The sequence below is a fragment of the Agromyces sp. NPDC057679 genome (assembly GCF_042799635.1).
Taxonomy (GTDB): domain Bacteria; phylum Actinomycetota; class Actinomycetes; order Actinomycetales; family Microbacteriaceae; genus Agromyces.
Genome location: NZ_JBHVIK010000002.1, coordinates 671,754 through 695,666, shown reverse-complemented (window position 1 = coordinate 695,666; position 23,913 = coordinate 671,754). Strand labels below are relative to the sequence as shown.

Genomic DNA, 23,913 nt, shown 5'->3' with positions numbered 1-23,913 from the left:
ACGGTGCTCCGGTCACGGGCGGGTCATCCCTTCGTCGCACCGTCGGCGAGGCCGCGGATGAGCCACTTCTGCACGACGAGCGCGAGGATGACGACGGGCACGACCGCGACCATTCCCGCGGCCGCGAGGGCGCCCCAGTTCGCCCCGGTCTCGGTGTCGCCAGCCATGCCGGCGATCGCGACGGGGATGGTGGTGGCATTGCGGTTCGTCAGCACGAGCGCGAAAAGGAGTTCTTCCCACGCGAGGATGATGCTGAAGATGAAGGTCGAGATGAGCCCGGGCGCCGAGATCGGCACGATGATCCGGAAGAAGGCGCCCATCCTCGAGCAGCCGTCGAGCATCGCCGACTCCTCGAGCTCCTTGGGCAGCGCCAGGAAGAAGCCGCGCATGAGCCACATGACGTACGGGATCACAAATGAGCAGTACGCGAGGATCAGCGTGATGTGGGTGTCGGTGATGCCGAGCGTGCGGGCCACCAGGAACATCGGCACGGCGAGCGCGATGGGCGGCACTCCGCGGGAGACGAGGATCAGCACGCCGATGGTTCCCGCGCCACGGATCCGGAGGCGCGAGAGCGCGTAGCCGGCCATCGCCCCGACCACGAGCGAAACGATGCCCGCACCGAGCGCGACGATGATCGTGTTGATGAGCTTTGGACCCAGGTCGCCGCGCTCGAAGGCCCAGAAGTACTGGTCGAGCGTGGGTTCGAAGAAGATCGTCGGCGGCACCGTGAAGATGTCGCGCTGCTCCTTGAACGACGTCAGCAGCATCCATAGCAACGGGAGCAGGAAGAGGATGCAGATGATGACACCCGCCCAGATGCGGGTGCGCTCCCCGCGGCTGCGGACGGAGATGACGGGCCCCCGGGCGTCGCCGCGGGCGACGGGCTCCTCGGGCGAGGTGTGCGGTCGGGTCGCGAGCGTGCTCACAGTCGGTCCTCCAGCTTCTTGCTGCCGTACAGGAAGACGAAGGTCAGCACCATCGTGATGACGAGCACGATGACCGCCATCGCCGACGATTCGCTGAACTTCAGCAGGCGGAACGCCTGTTGGTAGATGTAGAGGTTCACGACGTTCGTCGCCTCCCCGGGCCCGCCGTTCGTCGTCGCCAGCACGACGTCGAACATCTTGACCGCGCCGAGCCATCGCACGATGAAGGTCGCCGCGATGATCGGTGCGAGTAGCGGCAGCGTGACCGACCTCAGGGTCTGCCACCAGTTCGCGCCGTCGACCCTGGCGGCCTCGAAGATGTCCTTCGGCAGCGCGAGGAGCGCAGCCGAAGCGATCAGTGCGACGAACGGGACGGAGCGCCACGTGTCGATCAGCACGATGCTGACCATCGACATCGTGGCGTCCCCGAACCAGTCGATCGGCGGGATCCCGAACAGTCCCAGGAACCAGCTGATGCCGCCCCAGAGGGGGTCGAGGATCATCTTCCAGATTCCGCCGGAGACGACGGGGGCCACGACCATCGGGATGAGGAAGAGCGCTCGGATCACCCCTCGGCCGCGCCACTCGGCGTTGAGCAGGTACGCGATGGCGAAGCCGAGCACGATCTGGAGCGGCAGCGCCATCACGAGATAGATCCCTGTGACGACGAGCGAGTTCTGGAAGCTCTCGTTCGCGAGCGCCTCGGTGTAGTTGTCGAGTCCTGCCGATCCCGACGGGCCGAATGTTGCGAGATCGAACTCCGAGAAGCTGATCTGGAGCGTGTACATCAGCGGGTACGCCAGCACGGCGACCAGCAGGACCGTCGCGGGCAGCATAAACATCCACCGGCCGGTGACGTCCTTCCACCGCGAACGCAGTCTCGCCCTGCTTCTGCTTCTCGAGAGTTCGATGCTCATGCGCCTACTTCTTCAACAGTTCGTCGACCTGGGCCCGGGCCTTCTCGAGCGCCTCCGCCGAGGTGCGCTGCCCTTCGACCGCAGCGCTGGTCTGGTCGGCGAGGATCTCCTGGATCGCGTTCGACTCCGGGGTCCGCGGGCGCCACATCTCACCTTCCGCCGCGATGTCGTAGGCCTCCTGGAGCGTGCTGAACACGGGAACGAGCCACTCCTCGCTCGGCACGGTTGCGAGGGTCGACTTGCGCGCGGGGAAGGAACCGAGCGTGTTGGTGGTCCAGACCTCGCCCTCCTTGGAGCTCATCCACTGGAGGAATGCCCACGCGGCCTCGGGGTTCTGCGAGTTCTTGAACATCGCGCCGCTCCAGATTCCGCGGTGCGTGCTCGCGCTGACGTCGCCCACCGGCATCGTCTGGATACCGACCTGCTCGGGGGTCAACGTGGTGACCGCCTCGTCGACCGCGGCACTCTTGTACGCGCTGCCCCAGGTGAAGATCGAGGCGACCTTGCCCTGGCGGAACGCGTCGAGCGGCTCCGTGTAGTTGTAGGTGTTCGCTCCGGGGGGCGCGTACTCGAGCAGGTCGACCTGCGTCTGCAGGGCGGCCTCGCCCTGCTTCGTGTCGAACGCGGGCTCGAGCTCGTCGTCGAACAGGGCGCCCCCGTTCGAGTTGAGCACCGCCTGCCAGAACGGCGGGGAGAGCACTCCGCGGACCCAGGTGAGGCCGACGGCCCACGAGTCGACCTTGCCGTCGCCGTCGGTGTCCTGCACGAGTTCGGGCGCCTCGTCGAGGTACTGGTCCCACGTGATCTCGGGGGTCGGCACCTCGAGGCCGGCCTTCGCGTAGAGGTCCTTGTTCGTGAACATCAGCAGCATGTTGGAGCGCAGCGGCACGCCGTACTGCCCGCCGTCCCACTCGCTCGCGGCGAGCGGCGCCGAGTTGAAGTCGTCCCAGTCGTAGTCGGACTCGGTCCACTGGTCGGCGTCGGACTTCAGCTCGTGGAGCACCCCCGCCTCCGCCAGCTGTGGCGTCCACGGGTCGTCGAGCGTGATCAGGTCGTACTCGGGATCGAGGTCCGTGCCGTTGAGCATGCCCTTGGCGAGCAGCTCGGTGTACGGGATCGAGTCGATGGTGACGTCGATGTACGGGAATGCCTTGTTGAACTCGGGAACGAGCTGTTCCTGCCACTGCTGGGCGAAGGCGTCGTTCGACATCATCGTGATCTCGACGTGCTCGTCGGCGGTGCCGAGGCCGCCGCCGTCCACGGTGGGCGCCTCGGTCGAGCCGCTGCACGCGGTGAGCGCGAGCATCGATGCGAGCGTCGCTCCTGCGAGGAGCGCCGCGCGATCGCGTGGGCGCCTCCGGCCTGTCTGAAGCATGCTGTTCCTCCTCGTCGTTGAATGGATGCGCGGCGGTGCCCCAAAGTGGGTCGATCCGGGCGGTGCGTCGAGCGGTGCTCCTCGACGGTGCCGGCGCCGAGTTGACCGGGCTTGCCGCAGGGACACTCAAGCAGATGTTTCGCGATATTGCAACGTGGAAACATCAGTTTGTGTCAACGTTGCAACACTCTTCACTACGATGTGAGCGTGGAACCGCGCCCTGAGCCCAACCCGTCGAAGAAGTCCGCGCCGCCGACGTTGAAGGACGTTGCGGCCGTCGCAGGGGTCTCGTACCGCACTGTGTCCAACGTGGTCAACGGCCACAAGTACATCAGCGACTCGACGAGGACGAAGGTGGAGGCGGCGATCCGCGAACTCGGCTACCGCCCTCAGCTCGCGGGCCGGCAGCTCCGCAGTGGACGCAGCAAGCTGCTCACCTTCTCGGTGCCCTTCATCTCGCACCCCTACTTCGCCCAGCTGGCGCATGCTGTCGTCACCGAGGCGGAGAAGTTCGAGTATGACGTCGTCATCGACGAGACGCGCGGCCTGCTCGAGCGCGAGCTGCGCGTCGCCGCCGGCTTCCGCACGATCCTCACCGACGGGATCCTCTTCAGTCCGCTCTCGATGGACCTCGCTCGGTTCGAGGCCGAACGGGGCGACACACCGCTTGTGCTCCTCGGCGAAAGATTCCGCAGCGCGGAGATCGACAGTGTGGTGGTCGACAACGTGCGCTCAAGCAACGACGCCACCAGCTGCCTCATCGAGGCGGGTCGACGACGACTCGCCTTCCTCGGGAAGGTGCCGGCCGGCACCATCGGCGCCGCCCCGGCCGACCTCCGCATCCGCGGGTTCACGCAGGCCCTCGAGGCGCACGGGCTCACCGTCGACCCTGCCTACATCATCGAGGTCTCGAGGTGGGACCAGGTCCACCCCGACGGCGACTACTCCCGCGAGGAAGGCTACGAGCGCACGAAGGAGCTCATCCCCCACCTCGCCGAGATCGACGGCCTCGTGTGTGCCAACGACCTCCTCGCGATCGGCGCCCTGCGTGCCTTTCGCGAGGCCGGCATCGCCGTGCCCGCGCAGATCGCGGTGGTCGGCTGGGACAACACCGCCGAGGCCGCCTACGCGGCGCCGTCGCTCACCACCATCGCGCCGGATCTCAAAGAGATCGCCCGCCTGGCCGTGCTCGCACTGCTGCAACGGCTCGACGATCCCGATGCACCGCCGAAGACCCACGCCGCGCCGTACTCCCTCGTTCGACGCGAATCGACTGCCATCATCTGATCCATATCGGTCCTCGAATACTGGATTCGAGCATTTCTTCCCTTGAGGTATGTACCGCACTTCAAAGTGGGTACGTATCTTTGGGAAGGGGAGGCGGCGGCTCGTCGTTCCCCCTCGGTGAACCCCACCGGAAGGAACACCATGACCATCCTCGTCACCGCCGCCTCGGGCCAGCTCGGCCGCCTCGTCGTCGACGCACTGCTCGACCGCGGCGTCGCCCCCGCCGAGATCGTCGCGAGCGCGCGCGACACGTCGAAGCTGACGGATGCCTCGGCGCGAGGTGTGCGCACCGCCGAGCTCGACTACGACCGGCCCGACACCATCGCCGCGGCGCTCGACGGCGTCGACACGGTGCTGCTCATCTCGGGGAACGCCCCCGGCTCGCGCGTGCAGGGCCACCGCAACGTCATCGACGCCGCGTCCACGGCGGGCGTCGCGAAGCTCGTCTACACGAGCGTGCCCCAGGCGACCACCGCCGAGTTCGTGCTCGCGCCCGACCACAAGGCCACCGAGGAGGCCATCGCCGCCTCCGGCGTCCCGGCGGTCATCGCGCGACACAACTGGTACACCGAGAACTACACGCCCGACGTGGCGCGCGCCGCCGAGACCGGTGTGATCGCCGCGAGCGCCGGCGCCGGCCTCGTCGCGAGCGCCACCCGCGCCGACCTCGCCGCGGGCCTCGCCGCCCTGCTCACCGACGACGGCCACCTCGGCGAGACCTACGACTTCACCGGCGACACGGCGTGGTCGTTCGAGGACCTCGCGGCCGCGGCATCCGAGATCACCGGGCGCGAGGTCGTCTACACGGCGCTCACCCCCGAGGCGCACGTCGCGGCACTCGAGTCGGCCGGCCTCGACGCCGGCACTGCGGGCTTCGTCGCCGGCATCGACGACGGCATCCGCCGCGGCGTGCTCGCGAACGCCGACGACACCCTCGCGCGCCTCATCGGCCGGCCGACGACCTCGCTCGTCGAGGGACTCCGCGCGGCGGTCTGAGCCGCGGTTCACCCGATGCGCGAACCGGGCGCCGTCACCTGCTCAGCGGGGTGACGGCGCCCGGTCGCTCCGGCCCGCCGCGTCGGTGCCGGGGATCGAGCCGGCGCGGTCCTACGCTCTCCCTGACCGACGCGAAGGAGCCGCAGATGGCCGAGCCCGTGTACCCGCCGCCGCCGTCCGACGCACTCAACACGATCGAGCACATGCGCGATGCGGTGTTCTTCGACGAGCCGGGTCGCGTGCAGCGCGTGCGACGGTTCTGGATCCTGCTCGTGCTCTCCTCGGCCATCGCCGCGAGCGGCGTGATCGGCGACTCGACCGCGACCGTCATCGGCGCCATGATCGTCGCCCCGATGATGCTGCCGATCCAGGGCACGATGCTCGCGACGGTGCTCGGCGAGCGGGTCAACTTCGGGCGCTCGTTCTTCACGATGGTCGCGGGTGCGGTTGCGGCGATCGCGATCGGCTACCTCGTCGGACTGCTCGTCGTCGTTCCCCAGACTGCGGCCACGAACCCGCAGATCGGGGAGCGGGCGACGCCCGACCTCATGAGCCTGTTCGGGGCGCTCGCGACCGGCGCCGTCGCCTCGATCGCGCTCGTCCGGAAGGACATCTCCGACACCCTGCCGGGCGTCGCGATCGCGATCTCGCTCGTGCCGCCGCTCGTCGTCGTCGGCGTCGCCGCGGAATCGGGCGACTACGCCGCGTCGATCGGCTCGCTGCTGCTCTTCGTCGCGAACGTCGCGGCGATCCTCGGAACCGGGGTCGTCGTGATGGCCTTCTACCGGGTGCAGCGATGGGGGTCGTTCACCGTCGGCGGGGCGACTCCCGCGAAGGCGGCCACCGGAACGACCCCACCGCTCGCGACGGTCAACCGGCGCCGCTCGCACATCACGATCGCCGTGCTGCTCGTGCTCATCGCGATTCCGCTGACCATCTCGACGTACCGGACGGTCACGGTGACGATGGCGTCGTCCGACGTCGATGCCGCCGCGAGGTCGTGGGCCGACGAGCACGACCTCGAGGTCATCGACATCGCGAACGAGTCGCCCGGCTACGTCGTGCGCGTGACGGGCGGCGACGCGATGCCCGACGTCGCCTCGCTGCGGAAGGCCCTCGAGGAGGACGACGTCGACCCGTCGACGGTCGCCGTCGAGTGGGTGCCGACGACGCGCGTCAACGTCGCCGGTTGAGCGTTCACCCCATGCCGGCGCCGCTGATCGGAGGACCGGGGTCCTCGGCTTCGCGCTCGAGCCGGCGCTCGCGACTGAAGCGCTCGCGTTCGGCCCGCGCGGCCTGAGTGTCCTCGGCCGGAGGCTCCCGTCGCACGCGGAGCGCGCGCACCATCACGATGATCAACAGGAGTACGACGACTCCGATGAAGGCCCAGATCAACACATCCACGGCGACCTCCGCTCGGCGGTCGGGTCGAAGCCGAAAATACGCCCCGGTTCCGCGGCCTCGCAAGCATCGCGGGACGACCGGATGCGCGAACGGGCCCGCCTCCGAAGGAGGCGGGCCCGTTCTGCTGCGACGCGGGGCAGGAGGTGCGCCGCAGTTCCGCGCACCGAGCGGCCGCGGGGTACTGCGTGGGTTCTAGCCGCCGAGCAGCGTCAGCGAGTCGATGACGCGGTTCGAGAAGCCCCACTCGTTGTCGTACCAGGCGACGACCTTGATGTGCTTGCCGTCGACGCGGGTGAGCTCCGAATCGAAGATCGACGAGTGCGGGTTGCCCACGATGTCGCTCGAGACGAGCGCCTCGTCGGAGTACTCGAGCACGCCCGCGAGGGGGCCCTCGGCCGCGGCCTGGTAGGCGGCGAGCACCTCGTCGCGCGTGACGTCCTTCGAGACGGTCGCGTTGAGCTCGACGATCGAGCCGACGGGGATCGGCACGCGCATGGCGTCGCCGTTGAGCTTTCCGTCGAGGTTCGGGAGCACGAGGCCGATGGCCTTCGCGGCGCCGGTCGACGACGGGACGATGTTCTCGGCGGCGGCGCGGGCGCGGCGCGGGTCGGAGTGGGGGGCGTCCTGCAGGTTCTGGTCCTGCGTGTACGCGTGGATCGTGGTCATGAAGCCGTGCTCGATGCCGGCGAGGTCGTCGAGGACCTTCGCGAGCGGGGCGAGCGCGTTCGTGGTGCACGAGGCGTTCGAGACGATGACGTCGGTCTCGGCGTTGTAGGCCTCGGTGTTCACGCCGTAGACGAGGGTCGCGTCGGCGCCCTTGGCGGGAGCCGAGACGAGCACCTTCTTGGCGCCGGCAGCGATGTGCGCCTTCGCCGCCTCGGCGTCGGTGAAGCGGCCGGTCGACTCGAGCACGACGTCGACGCCGAGCTCGCCCCAGGGCAGCTTCGCGGGCTCGCGCTCTGCAAGGACCTTGACGCGGCGGCCGTCGATGACGAGGACGTCGCCGTCGACCTCGACGGTGCCGCGGAAGCGGCCACCCGCGGTGTCGTACTTGAGCAGACGGGCGAGCTCGGCCGGGGACGTCAGGTCGTTGACGGCGACCAGTTCGAGGTCGGCGCCGCGCTCGACGAGTGCGCGCACGACGTTGCGTCCGATGCGTCCGAAGCCGTTGATGGCGATGCGGGTGGTCATGGCGGGGTGGGTCCTTTCATTCCGCGATGGTTCCACCATCGCTGCGGGATGCCTCGCGCGCGAGTGGCACGCAAGCCAGTACTCGAAAGGATCCCGCCAAGGTCAGTTCGGGCTGCCGATACCGTGATCGCATGCCCTACGGACCGCTGCCCTTCGCCCTCGAGACCGAACGCCTCACCCTGCAGCTCTGGCAGGAGTCCGACGCCGAGGGCTACCGGCGACTCGTCGTCGAGCGCAAGCACGATCACGCCGAGCGAGCGGGTGAGCTCGACCAGCACGTCGACGAGCCGATGAGCCTCGACGAGGCGCTCGCCGACATTCGCGGCGCGCGCGAGAGCGCGCCGGCGCGCGGCATCCACCTGCTCACGCTGCACCCCCGCGGCAGCGACGAGTTCCTCGGGTACTGCGGACTCGTCGTCGGGCGGTCGACGATCGACGAGCCCGAGCTCGCGTACGAGCTGCTGCGCAGCGCGCACGGGCACGGCTACGCGACCGAGGCGGCGGCGGCCGTCGTCGAGGCGGCGCGGGCGACCGGCCGGCAGCGCCTCTGGGCGACGGTCGGCAGCTGGAACGCGCCGTCGTTCCGGGTGCTCGACAAGCTCGGGTTCCGGCGCGATCGCACGGCGATCGAGGAGCAGGCCGGCGAGATCGTCTGGACGGTGCTCGACCTGGCGTGACCGGGCGCTACTCGCCGCGCGCGAAGGTCTCGCGGTAGTCGCTCGGCGAGGTGCCGAGGATGCGCTTGAAGTGCAGCCGCAGGTTCGCCCCGGTGCCGAGGCCCGCGCGCGCCGCGATCTGGTCGATGCCGAGCTCGCTGCGCTCGAGCAGCTCGCGCGCCATGTCGACCCGGGCGCGCAGCACCCACTGCATCGGCGTGTACCCGGTGTCGTCGACGAAGCGGCGCGAGAAGGTGCGGGCCGACACGTTCGCGTGCCGGGCGAGCACGTCGAGGGTGAGCGGTTCGTCGAGCCGGCGCAGCGCCCACTCGCGGGTGTCGGCGAACACCGCGCCGAGCTCGGGCGGCAGGCTCCTCGGCACGAACTGCGCCTGGCCGCCCGAACGGTACGGCGCGGCGACGAGGCGCCGGGCCGCGTGGTTCGCGACGGCGACGCCGTGGTCGCGACGCACGAGGTGCAGGCAGAGGTCGATGCCGGAGGCGGCGCCGGCGCTGGTGAGCACGGAGCCCTCGTCGACGAAGAGCACGTTCGAGTCGACGTTCACGAGCGGATGCCTCGTGGCGAGCGCCCGCGTGTAGTGCCAGTGGGTCGTGGCGCGGCGGCCGTCGAGCAGCCCCGTCGCGGCGAGCGCGAACGCCCCCGTCGAGATCGCGGCGAGTCGTGCACCGCGCGCGTGCGCGGCGCGAAGCGCCTCGACCACCGCGGCGGGCGGGTCGTCGAGGTCGGGGCGGCGGTAGCCGGGGATGAAGATCGTCTCGGCCCACGCGAGCGCGTCGAGCCCGTCGGCCACGTGGTACGAGAGGCCGTCGCCGCCCGCCACGAGCCCGGGCGCCGCGCCGCACACGCGCACCTCGTAGGGCATGCTCGCGCGGGTCGAGAACACCTGCGCGGGGATGCCGACGTCGAGTGGTTTCGCCCCCGGCAGCACGAGCACGGCGACGCGATGATGGCGACGAGTCATCCGGCCAGAATGCCATGCAACGCAAGCATTCGGCCAATGGACGACGCGCCGGAGCACCGACCCGTGCCGGGCGTAGGGTGGGGCGGGTCGGCCGCCCAGGGTCGGCCCGATCGATGACGAGGTGCCATGCAACCGTCCGCGACCACCCCCGCTGCATCCGACCCCGCGCGCGACTTCGCGCCCGGCGACTCCGCCCTCGGCGAGGCGCCCGCGCCGTCGGCGCCGCTCCCCCGATGGCCGTTCATCCTCATCGGCGTCGCCGCCGCCGTCATCGGCCTGCTGCCGTGGCTCGTCACCGGCATGCGGCTGCCGCTGCAGAACCTCTGGGCGGCCGACACCATGCCCGACGACATGCCGCTCGTGCTGCTGCCGTTCAGCCAGTACCAGCTGTCGACCATCGCCTCGCTCCTCGTCGTCGGCGCGGCCGCAGCCGGCATCGCGGCCCGTGCATTGCGCAGCCGGACCCCTCGCGGCGGTTTCGCCCTGCTCGTCTTCGGGGTGCTCCTCGTCGACGTGGTCGCGATCGTCCAGACCGCGACGGTCGTGGGCGCCGGGCTGCGCAACGACGACTGGTCGACCTTCTACCTCGCCGCGGTGCTCGCCGTCGCGATCCTCGCGCTCCTCCTCGCCGCGCTCGTGCTCTGGCTCATCGCGAGGGCACCGCGTGCGGGCGCCGTGATCGGGCTCGCGATCGCCGCCGTGCTCGTCTCGGGGTGGCTGCACCTACTGCTCGCGCCCGACCCGGTGTTCGCGGGCGAGCCTGCCTGGCTCTGGACGGCGGTGCGCTGGGTGCCGGCCGTGCTCGTCGGAGCCGCGATCGCCTGGGGCGGGGTCGACACGGTCGGCCGGGTGATCGGCGCGCTCGCGAGCCTCGTGATCCTCTGGGTGGGGCCGGCGTTGATCACCGCCGTGTCGGCGGCAGCGGGCACGCGGGTGCTCGCCCGCGAGCCCGCCGAGATGCTCGACTACGGCCGAAGCGTCTTCGGGATGGCCCTGACCGAACCCGCCCTCGTCGTGCCGCCGCTCGTCGTCGCCGTCTGCGTCGCCGGCGTCGGGCTGATCGGCCGTGCGCTCATCGGTCGCTCCGCACAGGTGCGCGGCGAGGCATCCGAGGCGTGAGGCGGCCGCCGGCCGATCAGAGCAGGCCGCGCCGGGCGAGGCCGCGGTAGAGCTCGTCGATGCCGAGGGTCCACGGCGCGACCGTCTCGCTGTGGCGCACCCGGTTGACGAGGGCGCCGAGCCGGGGCTCGCGGATCGTGACGATGTCGTCGAGATGATGCGTGAACCCGTGCCCGGCCGCGTCGCGATCCTGGATCGGCGCGAACAGCGTGCCGAGGTAGAGCACGAACCCGTCGGGGTAGCGGTGATGGGCGCCGATGGTCTGCGCCACGAGGTCGGCGGGGTCGCGGCTGATGCGCTCGAGCGGGCTCGTCGCCTCGAGGTGGAACCCGTCGACGCCGTCGACCTCGAGCGTGACGACCGCCCGCCGCACGTCGTCGAGCCCGTAGCCGTCGTCGAAGAACCGGATGAACGGGCCGACCGCGGCCGAGGCGTTGTTGTCCTTGGCCTTGCCGAGCAGCAGCGCCGAGCGGCCCTCGATGTCGCGCAGGTTCACGTCGTTGCCGAGCGTCGCGCCGACGATGCGCCCATCGGAGGCAACGACGAGCACGAGCTCGGGCTCGGGGTTGTTCCACACCGACGTCGACAGCACGCCGACGTCGGAGCCCGATCCGACGGTCGAGAGCACCGGCGCCTTGGTGAACACCTCGGCGTCGGGGCCGATGCCGACCTCGAGGTACTGGCTCCACAGGCCCTGCTCGATGAGCAGCTCCTTGAGCGCCGCCGCCTCGGCCGATCCCGGCACGAGGTCGTCGAGCGAGCCGCCGATGACGGCGAGCACCTCGTCGCGCACGTCGGCGGCGGAGTCCGCGGCGCCGCGGGCGCGCTCCTCGATGATGCGCTCGATCATCGAGACCGGGAAGGTGACGCCGGCGGCTCTCACCACGTGCAGGTCGATCGGCGACAGCAGCCACGGGCGGGCGGGATCGCGCACGTCATCGGGGGTGTTCGCGACGATCTCGGCGAGGCTGCCGAGCACGGGTCCGTCGGCCGCGGCGAGCGCGACGGCCGGTTCGGGCGATTCGGTGAGGGCGCGCATCGTGGCGAATCGGGCGCTGACGTCGACGACGCCCTCCTCGCGGATCGCGACGACGGTCGGCCCGCCCGCGACGGGATCGAAGACGCGGCCGGCGAGGGTTCCGGCGGTGCCGTCGGCCGGCAGCATCGCGGCGGCATCGGCGGTGGAGTCGAGGTCATTCGTCACGGGATCGAGCTTCGCAGCATCACGGGCCCGATGCACGCCTGGCGGGCGCGCGATGCCCCTACGATCGGAGCATGAGCGACCCCACGCGCCCCTGGTGGACCGGCGAGGACGACATCGGCGGCCTCGGCTTCGCCCGCTTCTTCGCGTGGACCGGCCTCGTGCTCGGCGCCGGCGCGCTCGTCATCGCCCTCTTCGCACCGCTCGAGGGCCAGGCGCTGCGCACGGTCTGGATCGCCGGATTCGGCTGCGCCGCGATCTGGGTCGCCGCGATGGCGATACCGCGATACCGCCGGTCGGGCGTTCGCAGCTCGTGGGCCGTGCGCATCGCGTTCGTGCTCGGCGGACTGGCGGTGCTCGTGGCGGCCTACGCGTTCCTCGTCATCTGGCTCGCCTCGGCCGGTGTCGAACTGCCGGCGCCGTCGTACTGGCTGCCGCCCGAGCAGGCGCCGATCGGGGTGACGGCGCTCGCCGCTGCGGGGTAGGGGCACCCGAGGGGAGATGCCGTTCTCACGGGCTGTGGTCGTGACCACATGACCACACGACCACACCGGTGCTGGGCGCGTTCCCCCGCGGCGGTGCGGCGGTGGTCTCGAGACGCGCTTCGCGCTACTCGACCGCGTCGAGCGCCGCGAGCACCCGCCCGACCGAGCCGCCGAGGTTCCACTCGTCGACGAGCGCCTCGAGCGCGGCGCGGCGCTCGCCAGTGACCGGGTGCAGGTGCGCATCGACCTCGGGCAGCTCGAGGTCGCGCACGACTTCGACGACCGTGGGCGCCACCGCGAGGTAGTCGGCGGCCGCTGCGAGCTTGGCCCGCACGCCCGCCGACAGCTTCGCCGAGGCATCCGATGCCGCCTCGACGATGCCGTCGAGATCGACGAACTGCTGGATCAGCCCCGCCGCCGTCTTCTCGCCCACGCCGGCGACGCCCGGCAGCCCGTCGGAGGAGTCGCCGCGCAGCGCCGCGAAGTCGGCGTACTGCTGCGGCAGCACGCCGTACTTGCCGACGACGACGGCGTCGGTCACGAGCTCGAGCTTCGACATGCCCCGGGCCGTGTAGATGACGCGAACGGATGCCTCGTCGTCGACGAGCTGGAAGAGGTCGCGGTCGCCCGTGACGACGTCGACGGGCCGGCCGGCACCGGTCGCGAGGGTGCCGATGACGTCGTCGGCCTCGTGCTCGGCGGCCCCGACGATGGGGATGCCCAGGAGCCCGAGCGCCTCGCGGATGAGCGGGATCTGGCGCACCAGCCCCGGCGGCGTCTCCTCGACGTCGACCCCGCCGGGCACCGCCCGCTCGACCCGGTGCCCCTTGTAGCTCGGGATGAGCGCGACCCGCCAGGCCGGCCGCCAGTCGTCGTCCCAGCAGGCGATGAGCTCGGTGGGCTCGAACTCGGCGACGAGCTTCGCGATCATGTCGAGCAGGCCCCGCACCGCGTTGACGGGCGTGCCGTCGGCGCGTTTCAGCGAGTCGGGCACGCCGTAGAAGGCGCGGAAGTAGAGCGAGGCGGTGTCGAGGAGCATCAGTCGGTCGGCCACACCGCGATCTTGGCACGGACCTGCGGCATCCTCGATAGCGTGGGGCGCATGAGCGGCGAACCGAACGACCGTCCGATCAGCCCAGCGGAGCCGAAGACCCTCCCTCCTGTGCAGCGGTGGGTGTTCTGGCCCGCCGCGATCGTCATCGCCGCGTTCGTCGCCTTCGCCCTCATCGCCCCCAAGGCCGCCGAGACGATGTTCGGCGCGATCCAGGCGGGCATCGTCAACGCCTTCAACTGGTACTACGTGCTCATCGCCGCGTTCTTCGTGGCGTTCAGCCTGTTCGTCGGCTTCAGCCGCTTCGGCGACATCCGCCTCGGCCGCGACGACGACGAGCCCGAGTTCTCACTGCTCGCCTGGTTCTCGCTGCTCTTCGCCGCAGGCATGGGCATCGGCCTCGTCTTCTACGGCGTGAGCGAGCCGCTCAGCCACTTCGTGTCGCCGCGCCCCGGGGTCGAGGGCACTCCCCCGCAGCTCGCGCAGGCGGCGCTCAGCCAGACCTACCTGCACTGGGGCGTGCACGCCTGGTCGATCTACGTCGTCATCGGGCTCGCGCTCGCCTACGCGATCCACCGCCGCCGGCGGCCGATCTCGATCCGGTGGACCCTCGAGCCCATCCTCGGCAAGCGCGTCGAGGGCGGCTGGGGCCACGCGATCGACGTCATCGCCCTCGTCGGCACCCTCTTCGGCGTCGCGACCTCGCTCGGCCTCGGCGTGCTGCAGATCAGCGCGGGCCTCGACGCGGCCGGCATCGTCGAGCCGAACGAGACCACCGAGGTCGTGCTGATCCTCATCATCTCGGTGTTCGTGCTGATGTCGGTGCTCTCGGGCGTGACCAAGGGCATGAAGTGGCTCTCCACCGCGAACCTCGTGCTCGCCGGCCTGCTCGTGCTGTACCTGCTCGTGTTCGGCTCGACCGAGTTCCTGCTTCGCGAGTTCGTGCAGTCGATCGGCAACTACCTGCAGGGCTTCATCGGCATGTCGTTCAACGTGAGCGCGTTCCAGGGCGAGGCCGGCGAGGAGTGGCAGGCGAGCTGGACCTCCTTCTACTGGGGCTGGTGGATCTCCTGGGCGCCCTTCGTCGGCATCTTCATCGCGCGCGTCTCGAAGGGCCGCACCGTGCGCCAGTTCGTGACCGGTGTGATCCTCGTGCCGACCCTGCTCGGGATCCTGTGGTTCTCGGTGCTCGGCGGCTCGGCGCTCGCGATCGAGATGGCCGATCCGGGCGCCCTCACCCAGCCCGACGGCTCGGTCGACGTCGAGGGCGCGCTGTTCGAACTCGTCCAGTACTTCCCCGGCGCCCAGGCGCTCACCGTGGGGGTCATCATCCTCATCGGCATCTTCTTCGTCACCTCGGCAGACTCGGGCGCCCTCGTGATGGGCATGATCGCGACCGGCGGCCAGCTCAACCCGAAGCGCTGGATCCGCACCTTCTTCACCGCGATCACCGCCGCACTGGCCATCGCGCTGCTGCTCTCGGGCGGGTTGAAGGCGCTGCAGACCGCGGCGATCATCATCGCGCTGCCGTTCAGCGTCGTCATGCTGCTCATCTGCTGGTCGACGATCATCGCGTTCACGCGCGAGCGCCGCGCCTACGCGAAGGCCGAGCGGGCGCAGTTCGTCGACCACATCGGCGAGTACTACGGACTCGAGGTCGAGGAGCCGCTCGAGCGCGGCCTCGTCGCCGCGCCGCCCGCGTGGGTGCGCGGGCTGCGACGACGGCTCGGCCTCCACGAGGATGCCACGGGCTCGACGCGGCGCGCCTCGACGCGCGCGCTGGCGGCCGAGAACGCGCTGCCCGACAACGTGCCGACCGACGACGTCGACGCGGTCGTCGACCACGACCCGCTCTCGAGCGGCGACGATCCCGAGATCCCCGAGCACGGCGAGGACGACCCGCGCACGCTCCCCCGGTAGCCGGGCCACAATGGAGCGCATGGGGATCACCTCGACCTTCCGGGCGACGAAGCGGGTGCCGATCCTGCAGGTCGCGAAGGCGGCGGTCGCGACGATCTCCGCATGGCTCGTCGCGGGCTGGCTGATCCCCGGGCAGCTGCCCGTGTTCGCGGCCATCGCCGCCCTGCTCGTCGTGCAGCCGAGCGTCAACCAGTCGTTCGGCAAGGCGATCGAGCGCTCGATCGGCGTCATCCTCGGCGTGCTCATCGCGACGGGCATCTCGCTCGCGTTCGGGCAGAACAGCGCCATCATCCTCGTCGCGATCGTCGTGGCGATGCTCGTCGCCTGGGCGCTGAAGATGACGCCCGGCACCTCGAACCAGGTCGCGATCAGCGCGATGCTCGTGCTCGCGCTCGGCGCCTCGTCGCCCGAGTACGCCATCGACCGGGTGCTCGAGACCCTCATCGGCGCGCTGATCGGCATCGTCGTGAACACCCTCATCGTGCCGCCCGTCGCAGTCGCCCCCGCACGGCGCGACCTCGCCCTGCTCGGCGGCGAGCTCGCGGCATCCCTCGACCGGCTCGCGAGCGCCCTCGAGACGCCGCAATCGCCCGCCCAACTGCAGCAGCTCATGCTCGAGGCGCGCCTCATGCGACCGATGCGGGATGCCGCGGACGCGGCGATCTCGGACGGCGAGGAGTCGCTCACCCTGAACCCAAGGCGCTCGGCGCACCGCACCGACCTCGCCGAGATGCGCACGCTCGTCGAACGGCTGAGCCCGATCGTCACCCAGGTCATCGGCATGACCCGCGCCTTCTTCGACCACTACGACGACGCCCTCGCGGCCGAGCCGACCGTGCAGGCCATCGCCGAGCAGCTGCGGCGCGCCGCCCACGACGTGCGCCTCGCGGTGCACCTGGCCGACATCGAGCCCGAGCCCGAGCCGATGACCTCGGTGATCCCGGCGCTCACCGCCCCGCTCGTCATCGCCCCGCCCGCCTCGGGCCACTGGATCCTCGTCGGCTCGCTCATGGAGGATCTCCGTCGCATCCGCGGCGAGCTGCTCGACGACGAGTAGCTCGGCGCTCCCCCCGGATTGGGGCTCACCGCCGCGCCCGAGCGGGTGCAGAATGACCCCGAGCACCGTGACAGGCCGGCTCCCCGTACCCCCGTCGCCCCGACGGTCGTGCCTTGTCCCGGAACGCCGCGTCCACACGAGGAGGCGAAAGTGCGGCTGCTTCTCCAACCCCAACCCCAACCCGAGCGGACCGAGTTCGACTGGATCGACGCCAGGGTCCCAGACCTCGCCGCACTCAGCGCCGGCGAGACGACCGTCCTGCGCGCCCTCGCAACGGGCGCGTCGAACACGGCGATCGCCTCGGCCCTGTGCGTGTCTGAGCGCACCGTCGAGTCGCACGTCCGATCGATCTTCGTGAAGCTCGGACTCCTGCAGTGCGCCGACGAGAACCGTCGCGTCATCGCCGCCGTCGTCTGGACCCGGTCGGCGGCCTAGGCCGCACCCCGCCCGGCCGACGCCGCCCACGGGCCGCGCCGGCCGGGCACCTCGCGTACGCTTCCGAGCATGAGCACCGTCGCGCCCGGGTTCGATTTCTTCGCCGTCGGCGAGCTGCCCGCACCGAATCTGCCCGCCGCCGAGGTCGCCGCGATCGCCGCCGCAGCGTGGGGTCTCGAGGTCGAGCTCGAACCGCTGGGCAGTCAGCAGGATCAGAACTTCCTCGCGCGCTCCGCCGCGGATGCCGACGGCCTGCCGATCGGGGTCGTGAAGATCACGAATCCGGCGTTCAGCGCGACCGAGCTGGCCGCGCAGGACGCCGCGGCCGAGCGCATCGCCGCCGCCTGGCCCGAGCTGCGCATCGCCACGACGACGACCGGGCCGGGCGACGCCGCGGGCGGCCGCCCTCGATCGATCGTCGCCGAGACGAGCGAAGGGCGGCTCGCGATGCGCCTGCTGAGCTTCCTCGACGGGGGCACGCTCACCGGCGACGGCCACCTCGCCCCGCAGGCCGTCGCCCGCCTGGGCGAGCTCGCGGCGAAGTCGAGCCTCGCGCTCGCGGGGCTCGAGCACCCGGGGCTCGACCGGGTGCTGCAGTGGGATCCCCGCTTCGCCGACCGTGTCGTCGCGCTGCTCGCGCCGCACCATCCCGATCCCACCCGGCGCGACGGGGTCGTCGAGGCGGCCGAGTCAGCATGGGCGATCGTCGCCTCGCTCGCCGACGAACTCCCCCAGCAGGCCGTGCACCTCGACCTCACCGACGACAACGTCGTGTGCCGCACCGAGGGTGGCCGGCGCCTGCCCGACGGCATGATCGATTTCGGCGACGTGACCCGCAGCTGGGCGGTCTCCGAGCTCGCCATCACGATCTCGTCGGTGCTGCACCACGCGGGCGCCGAGCCCGTCTCGGTGCTGCCCGCCGTGCGGGCCTTCCACGAGCTCCGGCCGCTCGCACCCGCCGAGCTCGCCGCGCTGTGGCCGCTCGTCGTGCTGCGCGGCGCCGTGCTCGTCGTCAGCGGCGAGCACCAGGTGCAGCTCGACGGCGGGGCGAACGCCTACGCCGAGGCCGGGCTCGACCGCGAGTGGCGCATCTTCGAGCAGGCGTGCTCGGTGCCGGCCGAGGTGATGACCGCCCTGATCGCCGACGAGCTCGGGCTCGCGGCGCCGGAGACCGGGTCACGCGAGGCGCAGCGGTCGGCTTCGCCGGGCGCGCCGAGCAGCGAGGCGTTGCGCCTCGATGTCTCGGTGTTCGCCGACGACGTCGACGGCGGCGAGTGGCTCGACGGCGAGGCGCTCGAGGAGCGGCTGGCGCTGCAGGCGCTCGACGCCGGCGCCCCCGCGGCCTGGCTTCCGCGCGGCACGCCCCGCCTCACGGCGAGCCGCACGCTCTCCCCCGTCTCGCCCGCGACGGTGCCGCTCGGCGTCGACGTCTGGTACGCCGAGCCGCAGCGGCTCGAGGCATCCGAGCATCTCGGCATCGACGGCGCCGCGCAGGACGCCGACGGCGTCTGGATCGTGCCCGCGCGCACGCGCATCAGGGCGCGCCTCGGCCGTGCCGACGCGCCCCACCTCGTGCGCCCCGAGTACGCGGCCGGATGGCTCGCGGTCACCCTCGACCCCGCGCCGATGTTGGAGCTCGGCGTGGTCGACGGCAGGCCCGCAGCCGCGCCCCGCGCGGCGCCGTCGCTCCTCGAGCGCCGCGACGCCGCCTTCGCCGAGGTGCAGGAGCACTACTACGACGCTCCGCCGCAGATCGAGCGCGGCTGGCGCGAGCACCTCGCCGACACCGACGCCCGCGTCTACCTCGACATGGTGAACAACGTCACGCCGCTCGGGCACGGCCATCTCGGCGTCGCCGCCGCGGTCGACCGGCAGTTGCGCCGGCTCAACACGAACTCGCGGTTCAACTACGAGGCCGTCGTCGAGTTCAGCGAGCGCCTCGTCGCCCTGGTGCCCGAACCGCTCGACACGGTGTTCCTCGTGAACTCGGGTTCGGAGGCCGCCGACCTCGCGATCCGCGTCGCGCTCGCGGCGACCGGACGGCGTGACGTGGTGAGCGTGCTCGAGGCCTACCACGGGTGGACGTACGCGTCCGATGCGGTCTCGACGGCGACCGCCGACAACCCCAATGCGCTCGAGACCCGCCCCGACTGGGTGCACGCGGTCGAGGCGCCGAACTCGTTCCGCGGCCGGTATCGGGGGGCGGATGCCACGCGCTACGCGCCCGAGGCCGCCGCGCGGATCCGCGACCTCGCGGAGTCGGGCCGGCCCCCGGCCGCGTTCATCGCCGAGACGTTCTACGGCAACGCCGGAGGCATCCCGCTGCCCGACGGCTACCTCGCCGAGGTGTACGCCGCGGTGCGCGGGGTCGGCGGGCTCGCGATCGCCGACGAGGTGCAGGCCGGGTACGGCCGGCTCGGCGACTGGTTCTGGGGCTTCGAGCAGCAGGGCGTGGTGCCCGACGTCATCGCCGTCGCGAAGGCGATGGGCAACGGGCACCCGCTCGGCGCGGTCATCACGACCAGGGAGATCGCGGCGCGGTTCCGCAGCCAGGGGTATTTCTTCTCGTCGACGGGCGGCAGCCCCGCCTCGTCGGTCGCGGGGCTCGCGGTGCTCGACGCCTATGCGGCCGACGGGGTGCAGGCGCACGCCGCCGACATCGGGCGGCAGTTGAAGCAGAACCTCGAGGAGCTCGCGAGCCGCCACCCGCTCATCGGCGCAGTGCACGGGCTGGGCCTCTATCTCGGCGTCGAGTTCGTGCGCGACCGCGAGACGCTCGAACCCGCGACCGAGGAGACCCGCGCGATCTGCGACCGGCTGCTCGAGCTCGGGGTGATCATGCAGCCGACCGGCGATCACCAGAACGTGCTGAAGACGAAGCCGCCGCTGTGCATCGAGGCCGATTCCGCCGACTTCTTCGTCGAGATGCTCGACCGGGTGCTCACCGAGGGGTGGTGAGGCGCCGCCCGTCGGGTGGTCTCGATAGGCGGGCACCTTCGTCGCCCGCTCCTCGACCGGCGGGACGGGCGTGGGCGACCGGCTCAGGCGAGCAGGTCGCGGACCGCGAGCCCCCATTCGAACCCGCACTCGCGGCAGTCGAAGATCGGGGCGTCGTCGGAGAGGAAGGGATCGACCGACTCGGCCTCGACCGCGAGGTCGAGCGGGCCGTATACGATCGCTCGCACCGACCCCGAGCCGCACCGCGGACAGGGCTCGTCGAGCACCTCGATGGGGGCTTCGGACTGCACCTGGTTCGTCATGGCAGCCAAGGTACGCCGCCCCTCCGACATCGTTCGTCTTCGCGCGGGCGAGTCCGTGACCGCCCGCCCCGGGATCCCTAGAATGGGCGCGTGCTCACCGCCGCCGTCCTCCTCGCCGTCGTGCCCGCCGGCATCATCCTGGTGCTGGGGCTCGTCGCGCGCGTGGTCGCGGCGCAGCGGGTGAACGCCCCGATCGTGCAGTACACGCCCCCGCGCGGGTCGACGGTCTTCCGCGACGCCCTGCTCGTCGACGCCGACCGCCGCGCGCCGTCGGCGGCCCTCATCGACCTCGCGGTGAAGCGCAAGGTGCGTCTCATCGCCGGGGCGCCGGGCACCCGCGAGCCGATCGGCGTCGAGCTCATCGACGGCGCCGTGCTCACCGTCGACGAGACGGCGCTGCTCGAGACGCTGTTCGGCCCCGAGCACACCGGCACCCGGCTGCGGCGCTTCTCCGCCGACCGGCGGGCGCTGGCCGGGCGACTGAAGACGCTGCTCCTGAACACCGAGCACGCGCTCGCCCGCGACGGGCTCATCGCCGAGCGGCGGGTGACCTGGCCGGGCACGACCCTGACCGTGCTCGCCTACCTCGGCATGCTCGTCGAGGGGCTGTTCCTCGTCTTCGCGCTGATCGGCGGCGACCTGTCCGCCCTCATCGCGACGCTCATCGCCCTCGCCGCGACGATCGCGACGATCTTCATCACCCCCGCCTGGTGGCGGAGGTTCCTGCCCGCGGCGACGCCGATCCGCGAGCACCTCGCCGGACTGCGCCGCTACCTCGAGGTCGCCGAGGCCGATCGGCTGCGGGCGCTGCAGTCCCCGAACGGCGCCGAGCTGCGATCGGATGCCGCGCCGCCGCCGTACGCCGACGCCGGCGAGGCATCCGCACCGCTCGCGCGGTTCCACCTCAACGAACGCCTGCTGCCGTACGCGGTGCTGTTCGGACTCGAACGCGAGTGGATCGCGAAGCTGAAGCTCGAGGCCGAGACGCTCTCGCACACGAACCTCGACACGCTCGGCGACCTCGTCGAGGTGACCGCCGACATCGCGATCGCGATCGACGCCGTCGGGAGCGTGGTCGAGCTGACCGCGGCGGTCGGCGACCTCGTCGACGGCGCCGGCTCGGTCGTCGAGGGCGTGGGCGGCATCTTCGAGACGTTCGGATCGTGAGCGACGTGCTGACCGAGCTCGAGGAGCGTCTCACCGTCGAACTCGACGGCGGGCCCGTCTCGGCGATCGCCGGGCGCGCAGCGGGCGCATCGCCGGCCGCCGCCACGATCGTCGTCGCGCATGGCGCCGGGGCCGGCATGGAGCATCCCTTCATGTCGGGCTACACGCGCGCCCTGAACGATGCCGGGTTCGCGACCCTGCGATTCAACTTCGCCTACCGGGAGGCCGGACGGAAGTTCCCCGACCGGCCGCCGGCCGCGATCGCCGCGTGGCGCGCGGTCATCGCGGTCACGGCAGCGCGGGCGGCGGAAGCCGGTCTCGCCGACGCGCCGATCTGGGCGGCGGGCAAGTCGTTCGGCGGGCGCATGGCGTCGATGGCGGTCGCCGAGGGCATGGAGGTCGCGGGCCTCGTCTTCCTCGGGTACCCGCTGCACGCGCCGGGCAAGCCCGAGAAGCCGCGCGACGAGCACCTGCCCGGCATCACCGTGCCGATGCTGTTCCTGCAGGGGCGCAACGACCCGTTCGCGATTCCGAACGAGCAGCTCGACGAGGTGGCCGCCCGGGTCGGCCCGAACGCCGTCGTCGACTGGATCGAGGGCGGCAACCACTCGTTCGAGGTGAAGGGCGCGAAGCGCCCCGCGGCCGAGATCGGGGCGGGGCTCGCGGCACCGACGGCGGAGTTCGTGCGCTCGCACTGATCTCGCCCACCCCGCGCGTACGCTGAACCCATGAGCGAGGCACGCTCCCGAAACGGCCAGTGGATGCTCCCGGCCGCCGCCGGCGTCGGCGCGGCCGTCTTCGGAGCGGGGCTCGGCGAGTTGACCGCCGCGATCATCGCGCCCGAGTCGAGCCCGTTCGTCGTGATCGGCGCCGCGCTCATCGACCTCGCACCGCCGTGGGCGAAGGACACGGCGATCGCGCTCTTCGGCACCGGCGACAAGCCGGTGCTGCTCATCGGCATCGGCGTCGTGCTGCTCATCGCCTCGGCCGCCGCCGGAGTGCTCGAATCGCGGCGACCGCCGTGGGGTCAGGTCGTGCTCGGACTGTTCGGGGTGGCCGGCGCACTGGCGGCGGTGACCCGGGCGAATGCGGCGATGCTCGCCATGGCGCCGTCGCTCGTCGCCGGGGTCGCGGCCGTCGCGGCGCTGCGGCTGCTGATCGTGCGGTGGCGTGGACGGGGTGCGGACGCGCCGGCCGGTGCTCGTCCCCCGGCGGACGGCGATGCGGCCGAGCGAGACGACTCAGGCGCCGGGGCCGAGGCCGGAGCCGGAGCCGGGGCTCGGGCTCTGGCTCGGGCTGACACCGCGGCCGAGCGCGCGAGCGGTGCGACGCGGCGCGGGTTCCTCGTGTGGGCGGGCGGAGCTGCGGCGATCGGCGTGCTCGCGGCGGTCGCGGGGTCGGCGCTGCGCGCGGGCGGACGGGCGCTGACCGCCGTACGCGACGCGATCAGGCTTCCGGCGGCGGCGACGACGGCGTCGGTGCCCGCGGGGGCGGAGCTCGGCATCGACGGACTCGCCCCGGTCATCACCCCGAACGCCGACTTCTACCGGATCGACACGGCGCTCGCGGTGCCGCTCGTCGACCCGTCCGAGTGGCGCCTGCGCATCCACGGCATGGTCGAGCGCGAGCTCGAGCTCACCTGGGACGAGCTGCTCGCCCTCCCCCTCGACGAGAGCATCACGACGCTCGCGTGCGTCTCGAACGAGGTGGGCGGCAGCCTCATCGGCAACGCGGTGTGGCTGGGGCATCCGATTCGCGAACTGCTCGCGCGCGCCCGCCCGCTCGCCGACGCCGACATGGTGCTCTCGCGCAGCGCCGACGGGTTCACCGCGTCGACGCCGCTCGAGGTGCTGCAGGACGACCGGGCCGCGATCCTCGCGGTCGGCATGAACGGCGAGCCGCTGCCGATCGAGCACGGGTTCCCGGTGCGCATGGTCGTGCCGGGCCTCTACGGCTACGTCTCGGCGACGAAGTGGGTGGTCGAGCTCGAGGTGACCCGCTTCGACGCCGTCAACGCCTACTGGACCGACCGCGGCTGGAGCGCCCGCGGCCCGATCAAGCTGTCGTCGCGCATCGACGTGCCGCGCGGCGGGCAGCCTGTGGAGGCCGGCACGGCCGTGCTCGCCGGCGTCGCCTGGCACCAGCACGTCGGCATCGACGCGGTCGAGGTGCAGCTCGACGACGCCGATTGGCGCCCGGCGACGCTCGCGACGGCGATCTCGGACGACACGTGGGTGCAGTGGCACTACGAATGGCCGGATGCCACGCCGGGCACCCACACCGCCCGCGTGCGCGCGACCGGGGCCGACGGCGAGGTGCAGACGTCGAAGGAGCAGGGCGTCGTGCCCGACGGCGCCACCGGTCTCCACGAGATCACGTTCGACGTCGCCTGAGCACTCCGCCCCGGTGGTTGAGGAGCGCCGGCGCGTGCAGGGTTGGAGTCGGGCGAAGCGTCGGGCGCTCATCGAGGGTCGCCTCGGC

Annotated in this window: 22 protein-coding genes; 13 read left to right on the top strand and 9 right to left on the bottom strand. The window is 71.6% G+C overall.

Going from position 1 to position 23,913, the window contains the following annotated elements; genetic code table 11:
• Positions 1-23 precede the first annotated feature (23 nt).
• From ACFVAJ_RS10140 to ACFVAJ_RS10130, 3 genes are read right to left on the bottom strand one after another with little or no spacing between them, the layout of a single operon-like run.
• A complete protein-coding gene (locus ACFVAJ_RS10140; protein ID WP_376943698.1) occupies positions 24-929 on the bottom strand; it encodes a carbohydrate ABC transporter permease in 906 nt (301 codons plus the stop codon).
• On the bottom strand, positions 926-1,846 hold the full coding sequence (locus ACFVAJ_RS10135; RefSeq protein ID WP_376943696.1) for a carbohydrate ABC transporter permease: 921 nt from the start codon (positions 1,844-1,846) through the stop codon (positions 926-928). Before ACFVAJ_RS10135 ends, ACFVAJ_RS10140 begins: the two co-directional genes overlap by 4 nt.
• A 4-nt stretch (positions 1,847-1,850) precedes the next feature.
• A complete protein-coding gene (locus tag ACFVAJ_RS10130; RefSeq protein WP_376943694.1) occupies positions 1,851-3,152 on the bottom strand; it encodes an extracellular solute-binding protein in 1,302 nt (433 codons plus the stop codon).
• Positions 3,153-3,428: 276 nt separating this feature from the next.
• Here ACFVAJ_RS10130 and ACFVAJ_RS10125 point away from each other — a divergent pair, with 276 nt between their 5' ends.
• From ACFVAJ_RS10125 to ACFVAJ_RS10115, 3 genes are all read left to right on the top strand, one after another.
• Positions 3,429-4,508: a LacI family DNA-binding transcriptional regulator gene (locus tag ACFVAJ_RS10125; protein ID WP_376943692.1), complete on the top strand. Its 1,080-nt coding sequence runs from the start codon at positions 3,429-3,431 to the stop codon at positions 4,506-4,508.
• Positions 4,509-4,649: 141 nt separating this feature from the next.
• Positions 4,650-5,504 carry an SDR family oxidoreductase gene (locus ACFVAJ_RS10120; RefSeq protein WP_376943690.1) on the top strand — a complete coding sequence of 285 codons (855 nt, stop codon included), beginning with the start codon at positions 4,650-4,652 and terminating at the stop codon, positions 5,502-5,504.
• 146 nt (positions 5,505-5,650) lie between these two features.
• Positions 5,651-6,697: a DUF389 domain-containing protein gene (locus ACFVAJ_RS10115; RefSeq protein WP_376943688.1), complete on the top strand. Its 1,047-nt coding sequence runs from the start codon at positions 5,651-5,653 to the stop codon at positions 6,695-6,697.
• Positions 6,698-6,701: 4 nt separating this feature from the next.
• Here ACFVAJ_RS10115 and ACFVAJ_RS10110 read toward each other — a convergent pair whose 3' ends face one another.
• Both ACFVAJ_RS10110 and gap read right to left on the bottom strand, forming a co-directional pair.
• On the bottom strand, positions 6,702-6,908 hold the full coding sequence (locus ACFVAJ_RS10110; RefSeq protein ID WP_376943686.1) for a hypothetical protein: 207 nt from the start codon (positions 6,906-6,908) through the stop codon (positions 6,702-6,704).
• Between the two features lie 192 nt (positions 6,909-7,100).
• Positions 7,101-8,099: a type I glyceraldehyde-3-phosphate dehydrogenase gene (gene gap / locus ACFVAJ_RS10105; RefSeq protein ID WP_376943684.1), complete on the bottom strand. Its 999-nt coding sequence runs from the start codon at positions 8,097-8,099 to the stop codon at positions 7,101-7,103.
• A gap of 131 nt (positions 8,100-8,230) precedes the next feature.
• On the opposite strand from gap, the gene ACFVAJ_RS10100 reads away from it, so the two are divergent.
• The gene (locus ACFVAJ_RS10100; RefSeq protein WP_376943682.1) at positions 8,231-8,776 is read left to right on the top strand and encodes a GNAT family N-acetyltransferase; all 546 of its coding nucleotides are present in this window, start codon (positions 8,231-8,233) and stop codon (positions 8,774-8,776) included.
• A gap of 7 nt (positions 8,777-8,783) precedes the next feature.
• Here the strand turns inward: ACFVAJ_RS10100 and ACFVAJ_RS10095 are convergent, their stop codons facing one another.
• Complete coding sequence (locus tag ACFVAJ_RS10095) at positions 8,784-9,737, bottom strand: GlxA family transcriptional regulator (RefSeq protein WP_376943680.1); 954 nt, start codon at positions 9,735-9,737, stop codon at positions 8,784-8,786.
• A gap of 126 nt (positions 9,738-9,863) precedes the next feature.
• Here ACFVAJ_RS10095 and ACFVAJ_RS10090 point away from each other — a divergent pair, with 126 nt between their 5' ends.
• The gene (locus tag ACFVAJ_RS10090; protein ID WP_376943678.1) at positions 9,864-10,856 is read left to right on the top strand and encodes a hypothetical protein; all 993 of its coding nucleotides are present in this window, start codon (positions 9,864-9,866) and stop codon (positions 10,854-10,856) included.
• A 16-nt stretch (positions 10,857-10,872) separates the two neighbouring features.
• Here the strand turns inward: ACFVAJ_RS10090 and ACFVAJ_RS10085 are convergent, their stop codons facing one another.
• Positions 10,873-12,060, bottom strand: a complete 1,188-nt coding sequence (locus ACFVAJ_RS10085) for a fumarylacetoacetate hydrolase family protein (protein ID WP_376943676.1) — start codon at positions 12,058-12,060, stop codon at positions 10,873-10,875.
• A gap of 71 nt (positions 12,061-12,131) precedes the next feature.
• Here ACFVAJ_RS10085 and ACFVAJ_RS10080 point away from each other — a divergent pair, with 71 nt between their 5' ends.
• A complete protein-coding gene (locus tag ACFVAJ_RS10080; protein ID WP_376943674.1) occupies positions 12,132-12,542 on the top strand; it encodes a hypothetical protein in 411 nt (136 codons plus the stop codon).
• Between the two features lie 124 nt (positions 12,543-12,666).
• On the opposite strand, the gene ACFVAJ_RS10075 is transcribed toward ACFVAJ_RS10080, so the two are convergent.
• Complete coding sequence (locus ACFVAJ_RS10075; protein ID WP_376944637.1) at positions 12,667-13,581, bottom strand: 5'-3' exonuclease H3TH domain-containing protein; 915 nt, start codon at positions 13,579-13,581, stop codon at positions 12,667-12,669.
• Positions 13,582-13,644: 63 nt separating this feature from the next.
• On the opposite strand from ACFVAJ_RS10075, the gene ACFVAJ_RS10070 reads away from it, so the two are divergent.
• The 4 genes from ACFVAJ_RS10070 (at position 13,645) to ACFVAJ_RS10055 (ending at position 19,963) form a co-directional block, all read left to right on the top strand.
• Positions 13,645-15,513, top strand: a complete 1,869-nt coding sequence (locus tag ACFVAJ_RS10070) for a BCCT family transporter (RefSeq protein WP_376943672.1) — start codon at positions 13,645-13,647, stop codon at positions 15,511-15,513.
• A gap of 19 nt (positions 15,514-15,532) precedes the next feature.
• Positions 15,533-16,570 (top strand): aromatic acid exporter family protein, encoded by a 1,038-nt coding sequence (locus ACFVAJ_RS10065; RefSeq protein ID WP_376943670.1) that lies wholly within the window; start codon positions 15,533-15,535, stop codon positions 16,568-16,570.
• 150 nt (positions 16,571-16,720) lie between these two features.
• The gene (locus ACFVAJ_RS10060; RefSeq protein WP_376943668.1) at positions 16,721-17,005 is read left to right on the top strand and encodes a response regulator transcription factor; all 285 of its coding nucleotides are present in this window, start codon (positions 16,721-16,723) and stop codon (positions 17,003-17,005) included.
• A gap of 69 nt (positions 17,006-17,074) precedes the next feature.
• Positions 17,075-19,963, top strand: a complete 2,889-nt coding sequence (locus ACFVAJ_RS10055; protein WP_376943666.1) for an aminotransferase class III-fold pyridoxal phosphate-dependent enzyme — start codon at positions 17,075-17,077, stop codon at positions 19,961-19,963.
• Positions 19,964-20,046: 83 nt separating this feature from the next.
• Here ACFVAJ_RS10055 and ACFVAJ_RS10050 read toward each other — a convergent pair whose 3' ends face one another.
• Entirely contained in the window at positions 20,047-20,265 is a 219-nt protein-coding gene (locus tag ACFVAJ_RS10050) for a hypothetical protein (protein ID WP_376943664.1), read from the bottom strand.
• Between the two features lie 90 nt (positions 20,266-20,355).
• On the opposite strand from ACFVAJ_RS10050, the gene ACFVAJ_RS10045 reads away from it, so the two are divergent.
• Genes ACFVAJ_RS10045 through ACFVAJ_RS10035 form a run of 3 tightly spaced genes read left to right on the top strand, consistent with a single transcriptional unit; the run spans position 20,356 to position 23,825 of the window.
• Positions 20,356-21,432: a hypothetical protein gene (locus ACFVAJ_RS10045; RefSeq protein ID WP_376943662.1), complete on the top strand. Its 1,077-nt coding sequence runs from the start codon at positions 20,356-20,358 to the stop codon at positions 21,430-21,432.
• Positions 21,433-21,440: 8 nt separating this feature from the next.
• On the top strand, positions 21,441-22,130 hold the full coding sequence (locus ACFVAJ_RS10040; RefSeq protein WP_376944635.1) for an alpha/beta family hydrolase: 690 nt from the start codon (positions 21,441-21,443) through the stop codon (positions 22,128-22,130).
• A 30-nt stretch (positions 22,131-22,160) separates the two neighbouring features.
• Complete coding sequence (locus ACFVAJ_RS10035; RefSeq protein WP_376943660.1) at positions 22,161-23,825, top strand: molybdopterin-dependent oxidoreductase; 1,665 nt, start codon at positions 22,161-22,163, stop codon at positions 23,823-23,825.
• The last annotated feature ends 88 nt before the right edge of the window (positions 23,826-23,913 follow it).